Raw genomic sequence first — 25,570 nt, forward strand, 5'->3', positions numbered from 1 at the left:
ACGGAAACAGGCCGCCCGCTATGGGACGGCCTGGGTGACTTCTTACCTGTCTTACCTTTTTTTCCTGTATTACTCATCTACACTGTAGTTTGGAGCCTCTTTTGTGATATGGATATCATGCGGATGTGACTCCTTAAGAGATGCAGCGGAGATTTTAATAAATCTGCCTGTTGTTTTCAGCTTCTCAATGTTCTCTGCTCCACAGTAACCCATACCGGATCTTAAACCACCAATTAACTGGAATACGGTATCTTCAACATGTCCCTTATATGCAACACGTCCTTCAACACCTTCCGGTACAAGCTTCTTCGCATTCTCCTGGAAATAACGATCCTTGCTGCCATTCTCCATAGCTGCAATAGATCCCATTCCACGGTATACTTTATATTTTCTTCCCTGATAAAGCTCGAATGTTCCCGGGCTCTCATCACATCCTGCGAACATGCTTCCCATCATGCAGACATTGGCTCCGGCTGCGATAGCCTTGGTGATGTCTCCGGAATACTTGATTCCACCATCTGCGATGATCGGGATTCCATAGCTGTTGGCTACTTCATAGCAATCCATAACTGCTGTAACCTGCGGAACACCGATACCTGCAACAACACGTGTGGTACAGATAGATCCAGGTCCGATACCAACCTTAACTGCATCTACACCAGCCTCGATCAGAGCCTTGGTAGCAGCACCTGTTGCAACGTTACCTGCGATAACCTGAAGTTCCGGATATGCAGCCTTGATCTCACGAACTGCTTTTAAGATATTCTCGGAATGACCATGTGCGGAATCGATAACGATAACATCTACGTTAGCCTTAACAAGTGCATCCACACGAGCAAGTACATTAGCTGTGATACCAACTGCCGCACCGCAGAGAAGACGTCCCTGTGCATCCTTGGCTGCAAGCGGATATTTAATCTGTTTCTCGATATCCTTGATGGTAATGAGTCCTTTTAAATTAAAGTCGTCATCTACAATGGGTAATTTCTCCTTACGGGATTTCGCAAGGATCTTCTTGGCATCCTCAAGTGTGATTCCTTCCTTGGCTGTGATCAGTCCTTCAGAAGTCATGCACTCCTTGATCTTTCTGCTGAAATCTGTCTCAAATTTAAGATCACGGTTTGTGATAATACCTACAAGTTTTCTGCCTTCTGTAATCGGAACACCGGAAATACGGTATTTCGCCATCAGATCATTGGCATCTTTCAGTGTATGCTCCGGTGAAAGATAAAATGGATCTGTAATAACACCGTTCTCAGAACGTTTAACCTTATCAACCTCTTCTGCCTGTGCTTCAATGGACATATTCTTGTGGATGATACCGATACCACCCTGTCTGGCCATGGCAATTGCCATTCTGTGCTCTGTAACTGTGTCCATTCCCGCACTCATCATGGGGATATTCAGCTTTACTTTCTTGGTTAAATACGTTGAAACATCTACCTGATTCGGAATTACTTTAGAATAAGCTGGAACCAGAAGAACGTCATCAAACGTAATGCCTTCACCAATAATAGTACCCATTGCATTTCCTCCCTTGTGTAAGATATTTTAAATTTGTGAACTAGTGTAACAAAAAACAAGTTTCATGTCAATCCAAAAAAACTTTACTTGGTGCAGAATTTTTCATGGTGTTTGCCAGGGCGTCATCTAATTCGAGAATCACTTTGCATGTTTCACCACCGTCTCTTGTGATCATGGCATAACGTTTATGATCCTCAATACCGGAGGAAAAATCCATCACTTTCATTTTCTGATTTCCGTTGTAATAGTCCATTCTGTGGGATTTCAGAGGTGCTACAAGATCTGCTTCCGCAAGCTGGATGGATTTTACTCTTTTTCTCTTGGACTTGGACATAATCATATCAATATCCAGCTCACCATTTACAAACAGATACTCGTATTCCAGATCTGTTTTCGGTATTACAAAATAACAGGCAACACCGAGCGCAACAGCCGGCACCAGTAAAAGACCGTTCACTAAAAGGCCTCCTATAGCCATGATCACTGTCAGTACAATAAGACCGTATTTCACAACCATATCCTTTGCTGTCTGTTTCTTCTTTACCAGAAGTTCTGAATATAAGTCACTCATTTGCTTCTTCCTTTCGTAATTTACTGATTTTTTTGATTATAACACAAAAAGAGGGCCGCGTCCATGACGCAGGCCCTCTTATTTTGTGAACAATTTCACCTGCTTAGCTGATTATTACATCATTCCCATTCCCGGGTTTGCTGCCGGAGCAGGAGTATCTTCTTTGATTGTGGAAACTACAGCCTCTGTTGTAAGGAGTGTAGATGCAACGCTTGTAGCATTCTGAAGAGCACTTCTTGTAACCTTGGCCGGGTCAAGAATTCCGTTCTCAACCATGTTTACATATTTCTCATTGAGAGCATCGAATCCTGTACCAACCTCAGACTCTCTTACTTTGTTGATGATAACAGCGCCTTCCAGTCCTGCGTTTGCAGCGATGTGGAACAGTGGTGCCTCAAGAGCTTTCAGGATTACATAAGCTCCTGTCTTCTCATCTCCCTCAAGTGTTGTTGCAAGTTTTGCAACTTCTTTTGAAGCGTGGATGTAAGCAGATCCGCCACCTGCAATAATACCTTCCTCAACAGCTGCTCTTGTTGCTGCAAGAGCATCCTCAAGACGAAGTTTTGCTTCTTTCATCTCTGTCTCAGTTGCAGCACCTACACGGATAACAGCTACGCCGCCAGCCAGTTTTGCAAGTCTCTCCTGAAGTTTCTCTTTATCGAACTCAGATTTTGTCTCCTCGATCTGAGCACGGATCTGTGCAACACGTTTTGCAATTGCATCTTTGTCACCAAGACCATCAACGATAACGGTATTCTCTTTTGCAACTTTAACAGATTTTGCACGTCCAAGCTGCTCCATCTTAGCTTCTTTCAGGTCAAGACCAAGCTCATCGGAGATTACCTGTCCGCCTGTCAGAATTGCGATATCCTGAAGCATCTCTTTTCTTCTGTCGCCATAGCCAGGAGCTTTTACAGCTACTACCTGGAAGGTTCCTCTCAGTTTGTTAACGATCAGAGTTGTAAGAGCCTCACCCTCAACATCCTCAGCAATGATGAGAAGTTTTGCGCCAGCCTGAACAACCTGCTCAAGAAGTGGAAGGATCTCCTGGATATTGCTGATCTTCTTGTCTGTGATCAGGATATATGGGTCATCAAGAGTTGCCTCCATTTTCTCCATATCTGTAGACATGTATGCGGAAATATATCCACGGTCAAACTGCATACCTTCTACAAGGTCAAGCTCTGTATGCATAGTCTTGGACTCCTCAACAGTGATAACACCATCTTTGGAAACTTTCTCCATAGCATCTGCAACAAGCTGTCCAACCTGCTCATCACTTGCAGAAATTGCTGCTACGTTGGCGATCTGCTCTTTACCATTGATTGCCTGGCTCATGTTCTTGATTGCTTCTACTGCAACATCTGTTGCTTTCTTCATACCTTTTCTGAGGATGATCGGGTTAGCACCTGCTGCCAGGTTCTTCATTCCCTCATGAACCATTGCCTGAGCAAGTACAGTTGCTGTTGTAGTACCATCACCGGCTACATCATTTGTTTTGGATGCAACTTCCTTGATGATCTGAGCACCCATGTTCTCAAATCCATCCTCAAGCTCGATCTCTTTTGCGATGGAAACACCGTCGTTTGTGATAAGCGGAGCACCGAAAGATTTGTCAAGTACTACGTTTCTTCCTTTCGGTCCAAGTGTTACTCTTACTGTATCTGCAAGTTTATTTACACCAGCTTCAAGTGCTGCTCTTGCTTCTGCGCCGTATTTAATTTCTTTTGCCATGATAAAATGACCTCCTATTTATATTGATATACGATAAGATGTTTATATTATTTAATAACTGCCAGGATATCTTCCTGTTTTACAATGATGTAATCCGTTCCATCCATCTTAACTTCTGTTCCTGCATATTTGGAGTAAATAACGGTATTTCCAACTTCTACTTCCATCTTTACTTCTTTACCGTTTACAACTCCACCAGGGCCAACTGCGATAACTTCTGCCTGCTGTGGCTTCTCCTGTGCCTGTCCCGGAAGTACGATTCCGGATGCAGTTGTCTCTTCTGCCTCAACCTGTTTTAATACTACTCTGTCGCCTAAAGGTACTAACTTCATGATCTATGTTCCTCCTTATCAGTTCCATTTTCGCTTGCTAGCACTCACTTTCTACGAGTGCTAATCACTATGGCTATATTAGTGAATTTCACGTTTTTTCGCAACTCTTTTAAGATATACTATTTCTAGTTTATTCTCTTTATATCTCTTTTATACTCTTGTTTTCTCTTATTTTCTTAATTTCATTATTTATTTTGATTTTTTCTAAAAACGTACTCTTTCTTTTTATCCTATTTCTCAAAAAAATTTCCATAAAAAAGAGACTGCCCACAATAACGGGTAGTCTCTTTCGTCACGTTCTTTATCTTATATTATCAACAGACAATGCAGCTTTGCATTATGCCTTTTTGTTTCTCTGTGCTTTGATCTCCTCAAGCTCATCGAAAATCACTTCATTAAGAACCTTAATGTAAGTTCCTTTCATACCGGAAGAACGGGACTCAATCACGCCTGCACTCTCAAATTTACGCAATGCATTTACGATCACAGATCTGGTAATACCTACGCGGTCAGCAATCTTGCTGGCAACAAGAATACCTTCATCTCCATCCAGTTCATCAAAGATATGAATAATTGCCTCAAGTTCTGAGAAGGACAGGGTACTGAACGCAGATTTCACAATCTGCTGCTTTCTGTCTTCCTCTGCATTCTCATCATGAACCGCACGCATCATTTCCAGTCCTACAACGGTTGTGCCGTATTCACTGACAATAATATCTTCAATATCATACGGATGATCGTTGCGATACATAAACAATGTTCCCAGTCTCTCACCTGCAATATCGATCGGGTTTACGATTCCCTGATAATTTCCTGGTACATGCTCAAAGCCAAGTGTCTGGAGATTGACATTCTCCTTTGTGGAAAGAACGCCAAGAAATCTCTCGTTCAATAACGGATCAATATGCCCTCCGATCTTGTCATCGATCAACTCTGTGATCTCATCTACACCCGGACAGATACTGACTCCCAGAACCTTACCTTTCTTACTGAGTACCAGGATGTTGGAACTTAAGGTTTCCATGAGCACCTGGCAAATGTCGTTAAACACTACCTTGCTTGAGCTGCTGTTATGCAGAAGCTTATTGATTTTTCTAGTTTTATCTAGCAACTGAACGCTCATTTTTTCCTCCTTTCACTTTCGTACCTTGAAAGAAATCGTTTTTCTAGTCTAATATTACACGTTATTCTGGAAATTTACAAGACATTTTTATATTTTTTTTATTTTTAACGGGATTTTCTGAAAATTGGTAGAAAAGCATTTATTCCATCAATCTTCATCTTTTGGTTTTTGTTCCACATATCCGCAGGTTTCCTGACTGCAAACCAGCTTATTTCCCTTTTCGAGCATATAATTGCCACATTTCGGACATTTTTTTGCGGATGGCTTCTGCCAGGACATGAAATCACATTCCGGATTATTCTCACATCCGTAATATTTTCTGCCTTTTTTCGTCTTTTTCATGACAATTTCGCCGCCACACTTCGGACATGCAACGCCGATCTTCTCATAATACGGTTTCGTATTGCGGCAGTCCGGGAATCCCGGGCATGCAAGAAATCTTCCGTGTGGTCCATACTTAATTACCATGTTGCGGCCACAGTTGTCGCAAATCACATCGGTAACCTCATCCTGGATATCAACTTTCTCCAGTTCCTTCTCTGCCTCATCCACATCATGTTTCAGATCAGGATAGAAATTACGTACAACCGTCTTCCACTGTACGGTACCTGCCTCCACACAGTCCAGAAGTCCCTCCATAGTAGCTGTAAAGTTTACATCCACAATACTCGGGAATGCCTGTTTCATAATATTATTGACAACCTCACCAAGCTCTGTAACGTAAAGATTTTTCTGCTCCTTGGATACATAACGTCTGCTGATGATGGTGGTAATGGTCGGTGCATAAGTACTTGGGCGCCCGATTCCCAGTTCTTCCATGGTTTTTACAAGTGACGCCTCTGTATAATGTGCAGGTGGCTGTGTAAAATGCTGCTCCGGTTTCAGTTCCTTCAGTTTCAGTTCCATACCTTTTTCCAGGCTCTGGCTTAAAACATTGCCTTTTTTGTCATCGCCCTCTTCGGTGTACACAGACATGAAACCATCAAAGGCAACCTTGGATGCTGCAACCGTAAATACATACTCTCCAGCTCCGATTTTGACAGATGTGGTCTCATAACGTGCCGGTGCCATTCTGCTGGCGGCAAAACGTTTCCAGATCAGCTGATACAGACGGAACTGATCTCTGGTAAGAGATTCTTTCACAAGAACCGGTGTCCTTGCGATGTCTGTCGGACGGATGGCCTCATGGGCATCCTGGATCTTCTGTCCGTTTTTGACTGTCTTTTCTGTCTGAGAAACATAATTCTGTCCATACTGTTCAGAAATATAAGTTCTCGCTGCTGCATCTGCTTCTTCGGAAATTCGGGTAGAATCTGTACGCAGATAGGAAATCAGACCTACTGTGCCGCTTCCTTTAACATCAACGCCCTCATATAACTGCTGTGCCAGACGCATGGTCTTCTGTGTGGAAAAATTCAGTGTCTTGGCAGCTTCTTGCTGCAGAGTACTGGTTGTAAAAGGAAGAGGAGCATTCTTGATTCTCTCACCTTTCTTTACTTCCGTAATCTCATATTTACAGTTCTCGAGCTTCTTCAGGATCTCATCCATCTCCTGACGGTTTTTGATTGGAAGTTTCTTATCCGTTCCATAGAACTTGGCTGTTAATGGCTTCTTCTCTCCTTTTACCTGGAACTCGCCTTCCAGGCTCCAGTATTCTTCCGGAATAAAAGCATTAATCTCATCTTCTCTGTCGCAGATGATACGAAGTGCCACAGACTGTACACGGCCTGCACTTAAGCCTCTTTTTACTTTAGCCCAGAGAAGCGGGCTGATGGTATAACCTACCATACGGTCCAGCATACGCCTTGCCTGCTGTGCGTCCACCAGATTCATGTCCAGCTCTCTTGCCTGCTTGATGGAAGCCTTGACTGCTGTTTTTGTTACTTCATTAAATGTAATTCTGTGCATCTTTGCAGTGTCTGTTTTCAGAGCCTGCATCAGATGCCAGGAAATCGCTTCTCCCTCACGGTCGGGGTCCGTTGCGAGATAAATCTTATCTGCTTTTTTTGCTTCTTTACGAAGTTTCGCAAGAAGCTCCCCTTTTCCCCTTATCGTAATATACTTGGGTTCAAAATCATTATCCACATCAATACCAAACTGGCTTTTCGGGAAATCCCGCACATGACCGTTCGACGCTTCCACCGCATAATTTGCCCCAAGAAATTTTTTTACTGTTTTCATTTTAGCAGGTGACTCTACTATCACCAGATTTTTGGCCATTTTACCTCTCCTAATCTTATTCTGCCTTCCATCCGGTGCAAAAAAAGCCTCACTGCTCCCGGTAAAAAGGCTGTTATTCAAGTCTGATATAATACTGTCTTCCAGTTTCCTTCACCAGTCCCATCAGCATGAGCTGTCCCAGGATACCGGCTGTTTTTCCCGGTGAAAAACCGGTTTTTCTGATAATCTGATCCAGATTTTTTGGTCGTAAATCGAGACAACTATACACCAAATCCAAATCCGTTGCAAGTCCTATCTTGGTTTTTCCCGACAAATTTGTCTTTTTTTTCACAGACAAACCCCACTCATCCAGAAGAATTTCCGGGGAATAGGCAATCCCCGCTCCATCGTAAATCAGTTTGTGGCATCCACGGCTTAACGCATCATTTACCGCTCCTGGAATGGCATATACCATTTTTCCCTGCTCCAGTGCACAGGCTGCAGTAATCAGCGATCCACTCTTTTCTTTTGCTTCCACCACAAGTACCAGATCCGCAAGTCCGCTGATGATCCGGTTCCTGGCCGGAAAATGATAGGCCCTGCCTCTGGTTCCTGGTTCATATTCGCTGATAATTCCACCATTTTCCTGAGGAATCCTCCGGTAAATACTTCTGCTGGATGACGGATAACAGATATCGACGCCGTTTCCAAGCACTGCAAACGTCGGCGTTCCTCCTTCCAGTGCTCCTTTATGGCTTTCTGCATCAATCCCGGCTGCCATACCGCTGATCACCTGTACACCATGCTCACTCAAAAACTTCCCATAACGAAAAGCCTGTATCCGACCGTAGGTACTGCACAGTCTGGCTCCCACAATCGCAGCGGAAGGACGGTCATTTTCAGGAAACCTTCCAATATAATACAGTCTCTCCGGCATACCGGAAATTTCCCGGAGTTTTGCCGGATAAATACGACTGTTTTTTTCCGCACAGCGAATCTTTTTCTGTATTTCTTCCATTATAAAGTACCTTCCTTTCTGCTGTTTTATGACCAATATTTTTTATCATATGCCCGGTATGTCAGTGCCTCACAGATATGTTCCGATTGAATCTTTTCTGATTTTTCCATATCCGCAATGGTTCTGGCTACTTTCAGTATCTTGTGATATGCCCTGGTGCTGAACTGGAACTGCCCGTATGCCTGTTCCAGTATTTCTTCTGCTGCCCTCGTCAACACACAGTACTTCTCCAGCATTCTTCCGTCAAGCTCTCCGTTAAAACAGATTTCTTCTTTCTGATAACGCTTTCTCTGAATCTCCTGTACCGCCTCTACTCTTTCTCTGATTTTCGCCGAAGATTCCCCCTGTATTCTTTTTTTCATTTTTGAAAAACTCACGGCCGGAACTTCTGTGCAGATATCAATCCGCTCCAGAAGAGGCTGGCTGATTTTGCCCAGATAATGTGTAATTTCTCCAGGTGTGCAACGACAGCGGTTCATATCCGGATAAAATCCACACGGGCAGGGGTTCATCGCCGCTGCCAGCATAAAACTCGCAGGAAATGTATAAGTTCCTGCTGCCCTGGACAGATGAATTTCTTTATCTTCCAGAGGCTGTCGAAGAATCTCCAGACTTTTCCTGGAAAATTCCGGCATTTCATCCAGAAAAAGTACGCCCCTGTGTGCCAGAGTAATTTCCCCCGGGCCTGGAATCCTGCCTCCTCCTGCCAATGCCTGTGGAGAACTGGTATGATGGGGACTGCGAAATGGCCTTTTCCTGATCAGTGGATCTTTTTCTGTGAGAAGTCCTGCCACACTGTATACTTTTGTTATCTCCAGACTCTCCTCAAAAGTAAGTTTCGGCATAACTGTCGGCAGACGCCTTGCAAGCATGGTTTTCCCGGAACCCGGTGGGCCAATAAAAAGGATATTGTGAAACCCGCTGACTGCGATTTCCGCTGCTCGTCTTGCCGCTTCCTGACCACAGATATCCGCAAAATCGACACCTTTTTCTTCTTGGCTTTCTCTTTTTTCTACTTCCGGTTCCGGATATGTATACATCTGTGGTTCCTTCAGGCAGCAAATCATATCTGTCAGTGTCTTCACACCAACCACCTGCATATCCCGTACCAGCCTTCCCTCTCTCAGGTTTTCCTGAGGAATAATACAAAATCGAAGTCCAAGTTCTCTTGCCCGGATCACCCGCGGCAGAACCCCGGAAACTCCATGAATTTCTCCATTCAGACTGATTTCGCCTACAATCAGAACCTCTTTTAGAAGCTCCGGTTCCAGTATTCCGGCTGCTGCCATCACTGCCGCAGCTACCGGCAGGTCAAAGCCTGCACCTTCCTTCTTCATATCTGCCGGCGCAAAATTCACGGTCACTCTTTTGGGTGGCAGACTGAGCCGGTTATTTTTGAATGCTGTCCGCACTCGCTCTTGTGCTTCTCTCACCTGTGCAGATGGAAAACCAACCATAGTAAAAGAAGGAAGTCCGTCACTGACATCTGCTTCAACCTGGATTTCCCGCACTTCCATGCCAAAAATCGCCGCCGATAAAACACTTGCAAACAAATCTTTTCCTTTCTGCGATAAAATCCGAACCCGATCTTCAGTTTTTTCGTCTTTTTCATTTATAAATGGGAAATTTCAGATAGACATTTTCTGAATAAAAGAAGATAATGAATTTAGTATAGTCCATTTTGCTCTCTTTTGCAAGAGTGCAATTCGTTCTGTTTTATACTTCCTATAGAAAGAAGAGGTGAGCACAATGAAATTTCAGCGTATTCAGGATTTACGTACAGACGCAGATCTGTCCCAGAAAGAATTAAGTGAGATTCTTCATATCAGTCAGCGTTCTTATTCCCATTATGAGACGGGATCCCGTAATATTCCTATCGAAATGCTTATCCGGCTGGCAAATTATTACGACACCAGCATTGACTATCTCGTCGGCCGTACAGACCGAAAAAAAATGATCAAATAAAGAAATCCCCGGAATTTGAAGCAGCTAGGAAACTTTCTGTACAGAAAATTTCCAAATGCCACAAATCCGGGGATTCTTTATTTTTTATGTCAGACCGGCAGCTGTGCTATCCCGCTTCCTACTCCGTGTAATAAGTTTCTTCCTCACCATATGGAATCTGATAAATATCGGCATCTTCCTGAGATGACGTATCATTACTTCCATTATAATAGGTATCTTCACTGTAAGTATTTTCATCATAGGACACTGTTCCTTCCTCCGATGTTTCCGAAGATCCTTCTGCTGCATTATTATCAGCCGTCTGTTCCTGTGATGAGTCCTCCTCTACCGGAGCTTCTCTTCTCATAATAGATTCTGTTTTTGGATAGGTCTTTGATCCGTCTGCCCTTTTATAAGTTTTGACTTTTACATAAAGCTCTCCGCTTTTATCAAAAACAAACTCTCCTTTTGCCTTGTTCCCTTCCGAATCCTTAAACCGAAACTGTGTGGCATTTCCTGCCACTTCCGCAGTTACATCTGCCTCCGCACTCAGGGAATGATTTCTTCCATTTATACGCTTATAGGTAAACGAAACGGACTTCAGACTGATATCGTAAATATTAATCGTTGTCAGTCCATCTTCGCTGTACCAGATTCCCTGATAATTTTCCGGTTCAAAAGCCGGCAGTATGGTAGGAATCGGAGTTACTGATGGTGTCGGTGTCGCTGTTGGAACCGGTGTCGCCGTCGCTACAGGGGTGGCTGTCACTTCCGGAATACTCTCCAGAGCTGCCAGTGCCGCCTCTTTCCTCTGTTGTTTTTCTACTTTATTCTTGTGTGAGATAAACAGCATACCACCAAGTCCCGCCAGGATAAACAGAACGATCAGCAGGACTAGCGCTGACTTCAGCCGCTGTTTTCTTCTTTTGTTTCTTCTCATCTGCATCACCTCTGTTTACTATAGCATAGGATAAACTGTCTGTGTACTTCGCATTTTCACTTATTTTTTCTCTTTGATGATACCTTTTCTGTAAGCTTCCAAAAGCTGGATCAACTCCCCGATCCTCTCCTTCAGAGCAGCTCCTGTGTCAGTATCTCCTACCAGAGTACGTTTGTTATTATAATGAACGGCCACCCTGTTGGAGACAATATCCTGCTCTTTGGCTACCGCTTCTTCTGCGGAAGTAAAAGGTTCATGGGCGGACAGGATCAGTCCATAGGAGTTATAAACCAGTGTATAACCGGCAATTCCCGTAACTTTCTGATACGGTCTGGAAAAACCGCCGTCGATCACAAGAACTTTGCCGTTGCATTTTACGGGACTCTCTCCCTCGCTCTGGTGAACCGGCACATGTCCGTTGATGATATGGCCTTTCTCCGGGTCCAGCCCGAACTCACGGAGAAGATTGTCTACCACTTCCTCGTTTTCCAGAAGATGATAGTAGGCATTCTTTGTTTCCTTATGTGTTTCCTTATCTTTAATAAAATAACGCTCAAAAGTCGTCATCTTGTCTTTTCCGAAAAGAGGTGAATTGGGGGCAGCCCAGATATACCACATGATATCCCTGCCTTTACGCTTTTCGTCTTCATTGACAGAGAAAAATGCCCGGCGCACATAGGTCTCCAGCACATCGTAGAGCTCTTTTCCCTTGTAGGTTTTTCCATAGATCTGGACTTCCTTCAGGCTTCCGTCTTCATTGAGAGGAATGCTTCCGTGAAACAGAAGATTTCCGTTGTAAGTCTTGTAAAGGCCTCCCTTATCCAGAAGAAGACGCACATGGTTCTGCAGTTTCTCGCAGTTACGGAACGCGGAATCCAGGCGTTCCATCACATCTTTTTCCTCTGGGGTAAGTTCATATGGCTTTTTCCAGTCGATCGTAGGAAAATATGTATCGGTCAACGGATATTCTTTTCCGTCCGGAAGTGTGATCGTTCCCTTTTTCGGATCGATCCTCTGAAGCAGGCACCGGTTTTCCATATGGAACTCTTTGTGCCGGCGGATCAGCTGGCCTTCCAGTTTAAACTGGATAATAGCGATAGCTTTGTGCATCTTCCTACCAAGCTCTTCTTCCAGAATGCTGTAATTATTGGCATCTCCCTTCATCTCAAAAACAGTGCAGGGATCATCTTTATAAGCTTCCATTGCAAAGGTTGCCAGCGGCATGAGATTGATTCCATATCCGTCCTCCAAGATATCCATGTTCCGGTAGCGGATACTGTTTCGGATCACGGTTGCAATGCAGGCTTTCTGGCCTGTGGCAGCGCCCATCCAGACTACATCATGATTTCCCCACTGGATATCCAGAGAGTGGTATTTCATCAGACGGTCCATGATAAAATGCGGGCCCGGACCTCGATCATAAATATCTCCCAAAACATGAAGATGATCCACAACCAGACGCTGGATCAGTTCTGCCAGGGCAATGATAAAATTCTCTGCCCTGCCGATCTCAATGATGGTGTTGACGATAGCATCGTAATATGCCTCTTTGTCCAGGACTTCCGCTTTTTCTGTGATCAGCTCCTCGATCACATAGGCATAATCCGCCGGGAGTGCTTTACGCACCTTGGATCGGGTATATTTGGATGCCGTTGTCTTGCACACTTCGATCAGACGATAAAGGGTGATCTTGTACCAGTTCTCCATATCTTCTTCATGCTTTTTCACAACTTCCATCTTTTCCTTGGGATAATAGATCAGTGTGGCAAGAGAACGTTTGTCGCTGTTACTTAAGGTATGTCCGAACACATCATCAATCTTTTTCCGCACAGCGCCGGAACCATTTCGAAGAACATGGGAAAATGCATCATACTCTCCGTGGATGTCCGACATGAAATGTTCGGTACCTTTCGGGAGGTTTAATATAGACTGCAGATTGATAATCTCTGTTGAAGCTTTTGCTATGGTAGGATACAGCTCCGCAAGTCGCTGCAGGTATCTTAATTCTTCTTTTTTCATATTATTTTGATATCCTCCTGGGAGTTCTCGCTGCCATATCTCCCGTTAAGAGAAATGGCAACATTTTTATTTATTGTAAGCCCTTCCGGTGTCATATATCAACCCGTAAAATCAAACAGTGACATCTGATTGGACTGTGGAATGTCTCCGAACAGATCCAGATCATCCATCAGATCGATAACGGTCTTGCTGACTTTGGTGCGGTCGCGGAAATCATCCTTGGAAAGAAATTTTCCCTTCGCAGCTGCATCTACCACAGCCTCTGCCGCCTTATCTCCAAGACCCTCTATGGTATCCAGCGCAGGCATCAGTTTATTTCCAATGATCTGGAACCGGTGGGCCTTTGCTTTATAAAGGTCAATGGGCACAAAATCAAAACCTCTGGCGTACATCTCCTGTACGATTCTCATATCCTTCAGTGTATCCTGCTCCTTCTTGGATGCCTCATCGCCTTTTTTGCGGATCTCTGCCATATAATATTCCAGGCGTTCTTTTCCCATACACATCAGTTCATAGGAAAAAGATGTGGCACGGATACTGAAAAATGCCGCATAATATGCCAGCGGATGAAACACTTTATACCAGGCGATACGGTAGGCCATCATAACGTAGGCCGCCGCATGGGCCTTCGGGAACATATACTTGATCAGCTTGCAGGACCAGATATACCAGTCCGGAACATCATGATCTTTCATAGTCTGGATCCATTCGTCACGGAGACCTTTTCCTTTACGGACACTCTCCATGATGGTAAATGCCAGACCACTTTCCACCCCTTTTCCAATAAGGTAGATCATAATATCATCTCGTGTACAGATCGCGGTGGAAATGGTCGCCGTTCCGTTCTGAATCAGTACCTGGGCATTTCCAAGCCATACGTCCGTACCATGAGAAAGTCCCGCAATACGTACCAGGTCGGAAAAATATTTCGGCTTGGTATCAATTAACATCTGCATGGCAAAATCCGTACCAAACTCCGGGATCCCCAGGCATCCAAGCTTACAGCCGCCAATATCTTCCGGGCTGATCCCCAGGGCCTGAGTTCCTGCAAACAGGGACATGACATCTCTCTGATCCAGTGGAACCGTTCTCGCACTGATGCCAGTAAGATCCTCCAGCATACGAATCATGGTCGGATCATCGTGTCCCAGTATATCAAGCTTCAGAAGGTTTCCGTCAATAGAATGGTAATCAAAATGTGTGGTAATGATATCGCTGTTTACATCATTGGCCGGATGCTGCACAGGCGTAAATTTCTCGATCTCCTCACCCATGGGCAGTACGATGATTCCTCCCGGATGCTGGCCCGTAGTACGACGGACGCCGGTGCAACCCTGCACAATACGGTTGATCTCACAGTAACGCTTGTGCTGTCCCCGCTCTTCATAATAATTCTTCACATAACCAAATGCGGTCTTTTCCGCAAGGGTACCAATGGTTCCTGCCTTGAATGTCTGGCCTTTTCCGAAGATAACCTCCGTATACCGGTGAGCATTGGCCTGGTATTCTCCGGAAAAGTTCAGGTCGATATCCGGCTCCTTATCTCCTTTGAAACCAAGGAATGTCTCAAACGGGATATCAAATCCTTCTTTGTTCATCTTGGTGCCACATTTCGGGCAGATCTTATCCGGCATGTCACACCCTGCCATACCTGCGTATTTTTTTACCTCCGGAGAATCAAAATCGCTGTATTTACAGTCCGGATTCGGACAGAGATAATGCGGCGGCAGAGGATTTACCTCCGTGATACCGGACATAGTCGCTGCCAGGGAAGAACCTACCGAACCTCGGGAACCTACCAGATAACCATCCTCATTGGATTTCCATACCAGTTTCTGTGCAATGATATACATCACCGCATAACCATTGGAGATAATGGAGTTCAGCTCCCGGTCCAGACGGTCCTCCACGATCTTCGGAAGCGGATCTCCGTACATTTCGTGGGCTTTTGTGAAACAGATATTCTTAAGATCCTGCTCGGAGTTTTCAATGACCGGCGGAAATTTATCCGGATGGATCGGCGAGATCTTCTCGATCATATCCGCGATCTTGTTGGTATTGGTAATGACCACCTCTTCTGCTTTTTCACTTCCCAGATAGGAAAATTCCTCCAGCATTTCCTCCGTTGTACGAAGGTAAAGCGGTGCCTGGTTATCTGCATCGGAAAATCCGTTTCCTGCCATGATAATCCGGCGGTAAACCTCATCCTGAGGATCCATGAAATGCACATCGCAGGTGGCAACTACCGGCTTTTTGAACTGTTCGCCAAGTTTTACGATCTTCCGGTTTATCTCTTTTAAATCTTCCTCGGAATTGATCATATCGTGCTTCTCATCTGCAAGCATGAACGCATTGTTTCCCAGTGGCTGGATCTCCAGATAATCATAGAAGTTCACCAGTCTGGCGATCTCCTGATCCGGTGCATTGCGAAGAAGTGCCTGATAAAGTTCTCCTGCCTCGCAGGCACTTCCCACCAGAAGGCCATCTCTGTACTTTTCCAGTACGCTTTTTGGGACTCTGGGTCGTCTGTGATAGTACTTTAAATGGGACTGGCTTACCAGTTTGTACAAATTGATCCTTCCTGTTTCGTTCCTTGCAAAAACAATGGCATGATAGGTGGGCAGTTTCCGGATGGTATCCGGTGAAACCGCACCCTGGCTGTTCATCTCATCCACGTCAAAAATATCTCTTTCTTCCAGCATCTTTACAAACCGCACAAAAATCTCCGCGGTACATGCCGCATCATCCACAGCTCTGTGGTGATGATCCAGGGAAACACCTACTGCCTTGGCTACGGTATCCAGCTTAAAACGGTTCAGGGCAGGAAGAAGGAATCTGGCCATACCTACTGTATCCACATAGGTAAAATCATCCGGGATTCCCTGTCGTTTGCAGTTTTCAATGATAAAGCTCATATCAAAGTCCGCATTATGGGCCACCATCACGCAGCCCTCACAGAATTCCAGGAATTTCGGCAGCACTTCCTCTATGGTAGGCGCATCCAGAACCATGGAATCATTGATGCTTGTCAGCTGTTCAATACGGAACGGAATGGGCACTTCCGGATTTACAAAGGTGGAAAAACGGTCCGTGATCTGTCCCTTCTCCACTTTTACCGCACCGATCTCAATAATCTTGCAGGTCAGTGCCGAGAATCCCGTTGTCTCAATATCAAAAACAACAAAATCACCGTCCAGCCGCTGTCCTTTGGAATTGGTGACCATACCTTTCAGGTCATCCACAAGATAAGCCTCCATGCCATAGAGCACCTTGAAATCAGACTCTTTGGGAACACAGCCTCCCCAGGCATCAAAGCAATGGTTTGCCTCAGGGAAAGACTGCACCACACCATGATCGGTGATAGCGATAGCCTTATGGCCCCACTCATAGGCACGTTTTACCAGCGCCTTGGCATCGGTGACACCATCCATGTCGCTCATCTTGGTATGGCAGTGAAGTTCCACACGTTTCTGAGGACTGGTATCCATTCTCGAACTGGTAAAATTGGCAATTTTCTTGATACCTGTAATATTTCCGATGGTAAGCTCGCTGTCAAAACGGTCAATGGTGGTAACACCTTTCAGTTTCAGGAACGCACCTTTTTTTACACTTTCCGTCACTTCCGGAACCTGCTCGTTACGCAGGAACATCTTCACAACAATACTGTCCGTAAAATCGGTCACCGGAAAGATCAGGATCGTTTTTTCATTTCGGATCTCACGGGCTTCCACATCCATAACCTGGCAGCGGATGATAACTTCTCCCATCTCTCCGGTGATACCCTCCAGTGGAATCGGCTCTCCGTCAAAATCCCTGCCGTAAACCACATCTGGATTGCTGTCTCTACGGAATCCGAACCCGCTGCGGAAATCACCCTTCTGGCCTTTCTGCTGTTTCCGGTCAAAGGATTTCTTCTCCGATGCTTTTTCTCCCTTTTTCTCTCCGGAAGCTTTCTTCGTCTCTTCTTTGGCTGCTTCCTCCTGCTTCGGTTCACTCTCCTGATCTCCGCCGAGTTTGGCATGTTTCAGAACATTCTCCACTTCCTGTTTGATCTGAAGTGCGGCATTTTTCCGGTATTTACTCTCTTTCGCCTCCACAAAATCCAGGTCTACTTTCAGATCCATCCCACATCGTTCACAGAAAACTTTATGAAAGTATTCGATGAGGATTTCGCTCTTCTGCCTGGAGATCACCGTATCCGGAAGTTCCATACGCATGGCATCCTTTCCGGTAAACGTAAGCTTTGCTCTGCGGAACAGATTGTACTCCAGCATATTGTAGCTGCGCAGCTCCAACTCCATACTGGAACGGTAGCTTTCCAGGAAATTCTCCGGTGTGTACTGCTCGGAAAGATGAAATTTTTCCACAACGATAACAGTCATGGGAATTCCCGGAAAACACTGCCGTTCAATCTCATCCTCCAGGGCAAAGATATTTTTCTTGTGGATCCAGCGGCTGCTTTCGATATATACCCTCAGATGCGTTCTTCCCGGATTCATGGAAACTTTTGTCACAAATACCATGTCCAGAAGTTCTTCCAGCTCTTTTTTTACTTTCAGATGAGGAAATACGTCAAAAAAATCTTTCTCCATTATGACTCCTGTTCATTCCAGGTAAGAAGTTCCTGGCGAAGTGTATCCAGAAGTTCTGTCTCCGGTACTTTCTTTACAACCTCTCCATGTTTGATCAGAAGGCCAACGCCATCGCCTCCCGCAATTCCGATATCTGCTTCCTTTGCCTCTCCCGGGCCATTTACCACGCAGCCCATAACTGCAACTTTGATATCAAGAGGAATATCCTGAACCATGGTTTCTACCTGGTTTGCAAGGCCGATCAGATCAATTTTGGTTCTTCCGCAGGTAGGGCAGGAAACAACTTCCACTCCTCCTTTTCGAAATCCCAGTGTTTTCAGGATCCTCTTCGCTGATTTTACTTCTTCCAGCGGTGCACCGGTCAGGGAAACACGGATGGTATCACCGATTCCCTGATACAGAATGATTCCAAGTCCGATGGCTGATTTGATATTTCCGGAGTACAAAGTTCCTGCTTCTGTAATTCCCACATGAAGCGGATACTGTGTCTGTTTTGCGATCAGCTCATGGGCTTTTGCACACATAAGGACATCGGAAGATTTGATACTGATCACCAGATTATCGTAACCCATCTCTTCAATGATGCGTACTTTATCAAGGGCGCTCTCCACAAGGCCCTCTGCTGTGACACCGTGATATTTTTCCACCAGTTCTTTTTCAAGGGAACCGCTGTTTACCCCTACGCGGATAGGGATATTCCGTTCCTTTGCAGTATCTACAACTGCCTGGATCCGTTCTTTTGAACCGATATTTCCCGGGTTGATACGGATCTTGTCTGCGCCGTTTTCCATGGCTGCAATAGCAAGACGATAATCAAAATGAATGTCCGCAACCAGAGGAATGTGGATCTGTTTTTTGATCTGGGATAAAGCTTTCGCAGCTTCCATAGTGGGAACTGCACAGCGGATAATATCGCAGCCTGCTTTTTCCAGGGAAAGGATCTGTGCAACGGTTGCTTCCACATCTTCAGTTTTCGTGTTGGTCATAGACTGGATGAGGATCGGATTTCCTCCTCCGATAACACGGTTTCCAATTTTTATTACTTTTGTATGATCTCTGTACATAAAAATCTCCTTTATGAATCCTGAAAGGCAGGTGTCTTCAAACGCCCTGCCTTTCCTTTCTGAACTATCTTTTCGCTCTTACGCTTAACGCCGGATCTCCAGCAGTTTTGTTTTCAGCTCATTTTCCATACGTCTCATATCTGCTTCTGCTGCCTGACGTTTCTCACGGCCCTCCTGCTGAATCTTCATCACATCATCCAGTGTCTGGATCAGCTCCTGATTGGTCTTTTTCAGAGTTTCAATATCTACGATGCCACGCTCGGACTCCTTTGCGGTTTCCACAGATGCCAGGTGAAGAGTCTCCGCATTTTTCTTCAGAAGTTCATTGGTAAGATCTGTAACCTGTCGCTGTGCCTGTGCGGCTTCCGTGGAATGTGCGATTCCGAGAGCCAGCACCATCTGGCTTTTCCAGAGGGGAATGGTATTTACAATGGTGGTCTGGATCTTCTCGATCATGGTGGTGTCATTGTTCTGGATCATACGGATCTGTGGTGCTGTCTGCATGGAAATGGTTCTTGTCAGCTCCAGATCATGAAGCTTCTTCTCAAAACGATCACACTTGTTTTCCAGATCATTGGCTGCCTGGGCGTCTTCTGGAAGTCCGCTTGCCGCTGCCTTCTGATGAAGCTCCATAAGCTTTCCTTCCCGGACTTCCTTAAGTTTCTTTTTGCCCGCAAGGATATACATGGAAAGTTCTTTAAAATATGCCAGGTTCTGCTCATACATCTTATCCAGTACTGCAGAATCCTTCATCAGACGCATCTGGTGCTGCTCCAGAGCTTCTGTGATCTTCGCCACATTTCCCTCGGCTTTTGTGTAACGGTTTTTCAGGGTTTCCACCTTCGCCGTCTGTTTTTTGAAGAAACCGAAGAGTCCCTTTTCTTCTGTGGCATCAAAATCTTTCAGTTCTCCTACCACATTTGCAAGCAGCTCTCCCACCTCTCCAAGATCCTGGGTCTTCACATTTACCAGTGCCGCATCAGAAAAATCTGCCATTTTTTTCTGCGTACCAGCTCCATACTGGAGGATCTGGTTCGTATTTTCAATATCGATCTTTGCCGCAAAATCTTCTACGATTTTCTGTTCCTGAGGAGATAACACCGGTTCCTCCACTGCAGGTTCCTGCGGTTTCTCCGGTTCTTTTGCCGCAATTTCTTCTTTTTCTTCTGTAAGATCCGGTTCCAGAGTCAGCACCGGGGCTTCCACCTCAAAGTCCTTAAATTCTTCTCCCATAATCTTCTCCTTAATCAGCTGTACCTTCCGGCAGTCATCTGCGATTTGTTTTCTCATCTGCTCGTTGTACTTATTTCATTTCCGCATTCTGTTTCATTTTTTCGAAATCATCTTCTGTCAGACCTTCCTGGGCCAGAACCGTATGTAACACAGAAATATCCGTAGATACATCCCAGGCGGTATCCCGGAATATGGAATCCAGAAGTTTTTCAAAAGCAACATTCAGTGTATCAATGGTTTCCTCAATCTCTTTCTTGGAAGCTGTGATATTCTCGCCCTGTACAGGCTGTCCGTCCATATCTTCGTAGGCATCCAGAAGTTTCACCGTCATAGGAAGATAATAATCCATCAGCTTCTTAAGATCCGGGATTACCTCCGGATGTTCTCCGGCACGCTCAAAAATCTTCTGAACGATCAGTTCCATTCTGGAAATCTTCGCGGAAATCTCCTCTCCGGGAATGGCATCATTGCTCTTTCGAATCTTTACCAGAAATTCATTTCCTTTTCTCAGAACTTCCTGGGCCTCCGGGCTCATATTCTCTTCAAGCTGAACTTTCGGATCTGCCTCCTGTTTGCGGAGTTCCAGCTGTTTCTGCGTTTCCAGATACTGCTGATACGTCTCATTGCTGGTGATCAGACAGGTGCCTTCAGCATCTACATGGCCTTCCAGGAACCAGCCTTTCTCGATCATCCTGCTGATATCTTTTTTTACAAATTTCTCTGTCTTTCCTGCTGCCTGGGCAAGTTTCTGGAAATTACAGTAAGTATGGTCTCCCAGTGCACGGATATATTTCTGAAAACGCCCCAGTCTACCAAGACGGCTGGTTCCTGCCCCCAGAAGAGCACCGCCACCTGCCGCGCCTGCACACATCACACCAAGAACCCCTGCCGCTAGTGCACCACAATGACCAAGGCCCATCCAGATCAGAAGCACCATGGCTCCAAGGCCCATACCGCTTAAAAGGATTCCGCCGGAAACTGCCATCATCATGCCTTTCAGATTTTCGCCGGTTGTTTTTCCATAAAGAAGCTCCGTCTGTTTCTTCGCGGCCTGCTCTTTCGCTTTTTTACTTTTTCCATAATAGGGGCTCTGATAGGTATAGCTTCTCTTTCGAAACTGGGGATCATTTCCCGGTTCAAATACGGAATTCATGGCATTTTTCAGAGCCTCACTTCCGGAATCAATTGCCTTATTTACCGTCTGGTTGATAGTATGGCTCAGCTCATGGTAGCTGTTTGAATTCACGGCATTATCTACAATATCCTGAATCTTTTTTCCAAGGTCTTCAAATTCGTGATTGTCCATTTTTTCCTCCAGTCCATAGATAACTTTTATTATAGCGAAATCCCGTTAAAATTACAAGCAAATACAAAAAAGGCGCAAAAAACTATTGAAGTCAGCACGTAAAAGTTTTACAATGGTAAAAAGTAAAAATTCGTAAACGGAGGAATCGTTATGGAAAAAAAGAACATTGACTGGTCCAGCATCGGATTTGGCTACATGCCAACCGACTACAGATACGTGTCTAATTTTAAAGATGGAAAATGGGATGAGGGTACTTTAAGCACAGACCCGAACATCGTACTTAATGAGTGCGCCGGTGTACTTCAGTATTCTCAGAGTGTATTTGAAGGCCTGAAAGCTTACACAACAGAAGACGGACATATCGTTACTTTCCGTCCTGACCTGAACGCAGAGCGTATCGCTGCTTCTGCTGCAAGACTTGAAATGCCGGTATTCCCGAAAGAGAGATTTATCGACGCTGTCAATCAGGTTGTTAAGGCAAATGCCGCATGGGTTCCACCATACGGCTCAGGCGCAACCCTTTACCTTCGTCCGTACATGTTCGGTTCCAATGCCGTAATCGGTGTTAAACCAGCTGACGAGTATCAGTTCCGTATCCTTACAACACCGGTTGGACCGTACTTCAAAGGCGGCGCTAAACCGATCACAATCCGTGTCAGTGACTTCGACCGTGCCGCACCTTGTGGAACAGGTAACATCAAAGCCGGCCTGAACTACGCAATGAGCCTTCACGCTATCGTAGATGCTCACAAACAGGGATTTGATGAGAACATGTACCTTGATCCTAAGACTCGTACAAAAGTTGAGGAGACAGGCGGAGCTAACTTCATCTTCGTTACAAAAGACGGCAAGGTTGTAACACCGAAGTCTGACAGTATCCTTCCATCCATCACACGTCGTTCCCTGATCTACGTTGCAAAAGAGTACCTGGGACTGGAAGCTGAGGAGCGTGAGATCTACTTCGACGAAGTGAAAGATTTCGCAGAGTGTGGTCTTTGCGGTACTGCTGCTGTTATCTCTCCAGTTGGAAAGATCAACGACCATGGCAAAGAAATCTGCTTCCCAAGCGGAATGGAGAAGATGGGCCCGGTTATCCAGAAACTGTACGACACACTGACAGGTATCCAGATGGGACGCATCGAAGCTCCAGAAGGATGGATCCATGTAATCGAGTAATCAATTACCGGATTTTGGGATTTATACATAATATTAAGAGCCAAAAACAGGCCGCCGGATTTTTACCGGTGGCCTGTTTTATATTGTTTTTCTGTGTAATTACAAAGCAAGCATTATTTATTTTTTCTCTCATATTTCATAAACGTATACTCCAGATCAAAATACGTCTGCTCTTCACTCTCCGCTGTAACTTCCCAGTCCGAATCCTCATCCAGGTTCGGGAAATGTGCATCTGCTTCATATGCAAAATCGATCTTGGTCACATGGGCCACATCGCAGTAAGGAAGCATCTGTCTGTAAATACTGTCTCCGCCGATGCAGTACACATCCTGTGCCGGATATTTTTCCACTTCTTTTAACGCCTCTTCGATGCTGTGAACGACCACCGCACCTTTTACCTGATAATCCTTATTTCCGGTGATCACAATGTTGGTTCTGTTCTTAAGAGGAAGTCCGTTTGGAAAAGACTCCAGCGTTTTTCTTCCCATAACAACCACTTTTCCTGTAGTTTCCTGACGGAACATCTTCATATCTGCCGGAATGCTTACCAGAAGTTCATTGTTTCTTCCAATTCCCCAGTTTTTATCTGCTGCAACAATAATATTCATCCTGATTTCCTTTCTTTATATGCAATTATACCGCAATCGGGATATTTTTGATCTGCGGCCATGTCTCATAATTCTCCACGATCAGATCATCGGTTGTAAATTTATAAAAATCTTTGATCTCCGGATTCAGTTTTACCGTTGGTGCAGGATACGGTTTTCTGGAGATCAGCTCTTTGATCACCGGAATATGGCGGTCATAAATATGACAGTCCGCAATTACATGAACCAGCTCTCCTGCTTCCATATCGCAGGCCTGTGCGATCATCATCAGAAGAAGGGAATACTGACACACATTCCAGTTATTTGCTGCCAGGATATCCTGAGATCTCTGATTCAGAACAGCATTGAGGACCAGTTTATCTTTTCCCGGCTCTTTGGTCACATTAAATGTCATAGAATAGGCACATGGGTAAAGATTCATCTCATGAAGATCCTGATGTACATAAATATTGGTCATGATCCTTCTGCTGTAAGGATTGTTCTTAAGATCAAAAAGAACCCTGTCCACCTGATCCATCATTCCCTCTTTATACTGATGTTTCACACCCAACTGATAGCCGTAGGCTTTTCCGATGGAGCCGTTCTCATCTGCCCAGCTGTCCCAGATATGGCTGTGGAGATCATGGATATTGTTGGATTTCTGCTGCCAGATCCATAAGATCTCATCCATGGCACTCTTCAATGCAGTCTTTCTCAAAGTCAGCGCCGGAAATTCCTTACGAAGATCATAGCGGTTCACAACTCCAAATCTCTTGATGGTATAAGCCGGAGTTCCGTCTTCCCACACCGGACGTACCTTCTCTCCTTCTGTGCTGGTTCCGTTTTCTATGACATCTTTGCACATGTCAATGAATATATTGTCTGCAAGACTCATTTGTTGATTTCCTCCTGTAATTTTCTTCTGTTCGATCCCGGGAATCTTCTTTTTTCTTAAAAATGCCCCTGAAATTTATTTTATATTCTAACACATTTTAGCCTTTACTGTCCACTTCCCCCTTTAACCTCCTCTTTCAGTTTTTTGTTTCCCCCTGTTCTTTTTCTGTATTTTTCTGGACTTTTCCATGCAGGAGTGCTATATTAAGAGCCATGAAAATACTGATTACATTATTAAAACCATTTTCTTTTGCACCTGCGATCCTGATGATGTGCGTGATCTACTCTTTTTCCGCACAGACCGGAGAAGTTTCCGGTGCTCTGAGTTATAAAGTCAGCTATCAGATCGTAGAAACCAAAAACGAAATATTAGCTTCGGACAAAAGCCCGGATCAGCTTTCCCAGGAAGCTTCCGGTATTGAATTTTATGTCCGGAAGGCTGCCCATATGACGGAATACTGCCTGCTGGCCATCTCCATTTCCTTCCCGCTCTATGTTTACGGAGTCCGGGGAATCTGGCTGATGCTTCTTGCAGGATTTGTATGTGTGGGATTCGCAGGCCTGGACGAATATCATCAGTCCTTTGTGGACGCCCGCGGACCTTCTGTAAGGGATGTGGGAATTGACAGCTGTGGAGCGCTGATCGGAATTTTACTGGTACAGGCATTCTGCTGGTCTACCTTACATACCCCAGGCAGGAAAAAATCACGAAAAAAACGTCGAAAAAATCAAAGACACAGATAAGTCAAGTGAGGCAAAATATCTACTTTCCTTTGGCAGTCCTGCACCCGATATATGCCACACAACTTACTCAATCAAAAACGGAACATCCCCGGAAGAAATATTTTTTTCCTCCTGATGTTCCGTTTTTTATGTTTATATGTATCATATTCTGGCAGGCGTTATCCTGCATCTGATATTTTATTTTGCTTCTTCCTCCGGTGCATCATCCAGATTCTCTGCCAGATGTGCCCGTTCCGCAATAGACATCCGTTTCTTTCCAGCTGCCGCATTCTCCTGATCTTTGGCAGCTTCCTCCGCTGCTTTTTTCGCTGCTGCTTCTTCCATATCGTGTTTCTGTGCACCTGCTTTTGCAAGGTTACGGACTGCCATGATCAGAAGCACCGCTCCAATCACAACAAAAATACCTCCCGCTACCAAAAATCCCGCACTGGAATCTTCTGCCCCGCTTATCACATTGGCACAGAGACGATATCCTGTATACACAAGATAACCACCTGCAAAAATCCACAGAAGACTGCTTCTTGTGGAAGAATTTCCCTGGCTGGAATTCTTTTCTTCCGTGGTCTCCTGCTGCATCTCTTCCTTATTTTCTGTTTTCTGTTCTTCCAT

General features: G+C 44.9%; 20 protein-coding genes. 3 read left to right on the forward strand and 17 right to left on the reverse strand.

What is annotated here, in order from left to right:
* Positions 1-69: 69 nt before the first annotated feature.
* The 8 genes from guaB to KQI39_RS05730 form a co-directional block, all read right to left on the reverse strand.
* Positions 70-1,524 carry an IMP dehydrogenase gene (gene guaB, locus KQI39_RS05695; protein ID WP_021975900.1) on the reverse strand — a complete coding sequence of 485 codons (1,455 nt, stop codon included), beginning with the start codon at positions 1,522-1,524 and terminating at the stop codon, positions 70-72.
* A gap of 67 nt (positions 1,525-1,591) precedes the next feature.
* Positions 1,592-2,095: a DUF6106 family protein gene (locus tag KQI39_RS05700; protein ID WP_148448191.1), complete on the reverse strand. Its 504-nt coding sequence runs from the start codon at positions 2,093-2,095 to the stop codon at positions 1,592-1,594.
* A 114-nt stretch (positions 2,096-2,209) separates the two neighbouring features.
* Entirely contained in the window at positions 2,210-3,829 is a 1,620-nt protein-coding gene (groL, locus tag KQI39_RS05705) for a chaperonin GroEL (RefSeq protein ID WP_148448189.1), read from the reverse strand.
* 47 nt (positions 3,830-3,876) lie between these two features.
* Entirely contained in the window at positions 3,877-4,161 is a 285-nt protein-coding gene (gene groES / locus KQI39_RS05710) for a co-chaperone GroES (RefSeq protein ID WP_021651813.1), read from the reverse strand.
* Between the two features lie 337 nt (positions 4,162-4,498).
* Positions 4,499-5,284 carry a GTP-sensing pleiotropic transcriptional regulator CodY gene (gene codY / locus KQI39_RS05715; protein WP_021975897.1) on the reverse strand — a complete coding sequence of 262 codons (786 nt, stop codon included), beginning with the start codon at positions 5,282-5,284 and terminating at the stop codon, positions 4,499-4,501.
* Between the two features lie 147 nt (positions 5,285-5,431).
* Positions 5,432-7,504, reverse strand: coding sequence for a type I DNA topoisomerase (topA, locus tag KQI39_RS05720; RefSeq protein WP_148448187.1), 2,073 nt, complete (start codon positions 7,502-7,504; stop codon positions 5,432-5,434).
* Positions 7,505-7,577: 73 nt separating this feature from the next.
* Complete coding sequence (dprA, locus tag KQI39_RS05725; RefSeq protein ID WP_148448185.1) at positions 7,578-8,462, reverse strand: DNA-processing protein DprA; 885 nt, start codon at positions 8,460-8,462, stop codon at positions 7,578-7,580.
* A 26-nt stretch (positions 8,463-8,488) separates the two neighbouring features.
* Positions 8,489-10,015: a YifB family Mg chelatase-like AAA ATPase gene (locus tag KQI39_RS05730; RefSeq protein WP_148448183.1), complete on the reverse strand. Its 1,527-nt coding sequence runs from the start codon at positions 10,013-10,015 to the stop codon at positions 8,489-8,491.
* A 196-nt stretch (positions 10,016-10,211) separates the two neighbouring features.
* Here KQI39_RS05730 and KQI39_RS05735 point away from each other — a divergent pair, with 196 nt between their 5' ends.
* Positions 10,212-10,427 carry a helix-turn-helix domain-containing protein gene (locus tag KQI39_RS05735; protein ID WP_148448181.1) on the forward strand — a complete coding sequence of 72 codons (216 nt, stop codon included), beginning with the start codon at positions 10,212-10,214 and terminating at the stop codon, positions 10,425-10,427.
* 118 nt (positions 10,428-10,545) lie between these two features.
* Here the strand turns inward: KQI39_RS05735 and KQI39_RS05740 are convergent, their stop codons facing one another.
* The 6 genes from KQI39_RS05740 to KQI39_RS05765 all read right to left on the reverse strand — a co-directional run bounded on the left by KQI39_RS05740 (position 10,546) and on the right by KQI39_RS05765 (position 21,560).
* Positions 10,546-11,346: a hypothetical protein gene (locus tag KQI39_RS05740; RefSeq protein ID WP_173761892.1), complete on the reverse strand. Its 801-nt coding sequence runs from the start codon at positions 11,344-11,346 to the stop codon at positions 10,546-10,548.
* A gap of 60 nt (positions 11,347-11,406) precedes the next feature.
* The gene (locus KQI39_RS05745) at positions 11,407-13,365 is read right to left on the reverse strand and encodes a fructose-1,6-bisphosphatase (protein WP_148448175.1); all 1,959 of its coding nucleotides are present in this window, start codon (positions 13,363-13,365) and stop codon (positions 11,407-11,409) included.
* Between the two features lie 98 nt (positions 13,366-13,463).
* On the reverse strand, positions 13,464-17,957 hold the full coding sequence (locus tag KQI39_RS05750; protein WP_216417166.1) for a PolC-type DNA polymerase III: 4,494 nt from the start codon (positions 17,955-17,957) through the stop codon (positions 13,464-13,466).
* Complete coding sequence (gene ispG / locus KQI39_RS05755) at positions 17,957-19,021, reverse strand: flavodoxin-dependent (E)-4-hydroxy-3-methylbut-2-enyl-diphosphate synthase (RefSeq protein WP_216417168.1); 1,065 nt, start codon at positions 19,019-19,021, stop codon at positions 17,957-17,959. The genes KQI39_RS05750 and ispG overlap by 1 nt, the downstream gene beginning before the upstream one ends.
* Before the next feature lie 84 nt (positions 19,022-19,105).
* A complete protein-coding gene (locus tag KQI39_RS05760) occupies positions 19,106-20,254 on the reverse strand; it encodes a toxic anion resistance protein (protein WP_216417170.1) in 1,149 nt (382 codons plus the stop codon).
* Positions 20,255-20,324: 70 nt separating this feature from the next.
* Entirely contained in the window at positions 20,325-21,560 is a 1,236-nt protein-coding gene (locus tag KQI39_RS05765) for a 5-bromo-4-chloroindolyl phosphate hydrolysis family protein (RefSeq protein WP_173761890.1), read from the reverse strand.
* A gap of 150 nt (positions 21,561-21,710) precedes the next feature.
* Between KQI39_RS05765 and KQI39_RS05770 the strand changes: the two genes are divergently transcribed.
* Positions 21,711-22,736, forward strand: a complete 1,026-nt coding sequence (locus tag KQI39_RS05770) for a branched-chain amino acid aminotransferase (protein WP_148448166.1) — start codon at positions 21,711-21,713, stop codon at positions 22,734-22,736.
* Positions 22,737-22,849: 113 nt separating this feature from the next.
* Here KQI39_RS05770 and KQI39_RS05775 read toward each other — a convergent pair whose 3' ends face one another.
* Together KQI39_RS05775 and thyA are read right to left on the reverse strand one after the other, a co-directional pair.
* A complete protein-coding gene (locus KQI39_RS05775; protein WP_148448164.1) occupies positions 22,850-23,344 on the reverse strand; it encodes a dihydrofolate reductase in 495 nt (164 codons plus the stop codon).
* Positions 23,345-23,369: 25 nt separating this feature from the next.
* A complete protein-coding gene (gene thyA, locus KQI39_RS05780; protein WP_015524333.1) occupies positions 23,370-24,218 on the reverse strand; it encodes a thymidylate synthase in 849 nt (282 codons plus the stop codon).
* Between the two features lie 212 nt (positions 24,219-24,430).
* Between thyA and KQI39_RS05785 the strand changes: the two genes are divergently transcribed.
* On the forward strand, positions 24,431-24,961 hold the full coding sequence (locus KQI39_RS05785) for a VanZ family protein (protein ID WP_216417172.1): 531 nt from the start codon (positions 24,431-24,433) through the stop codon (positions 24,959-24,961).
* Between the two features lie 177 nt (positions 24,962-25,138).
* Here KQI39_RS05785 and KQI39_RS05790 read toward each other — a convergent pair whose 3' ends face one another.
* Positions 25,139-25,570: a hypothetical protein gene (locus tag KQI39_RS05790; protein ID WP_216417174.1), complete on the reverse strand. Its 432-nt coding sequence runs from the start codon at positions 25,568-25,570 to the stop codon at positions 25,139-25,141.

Source organism: Blautia sp. MSJ-36 (genome assembly GCF_018917985.1).
Classification (GTDB): Bacteria; Bacillota; Clostridia; order Lachnospirales; family Lachnospiraceae; genus Blautia_A.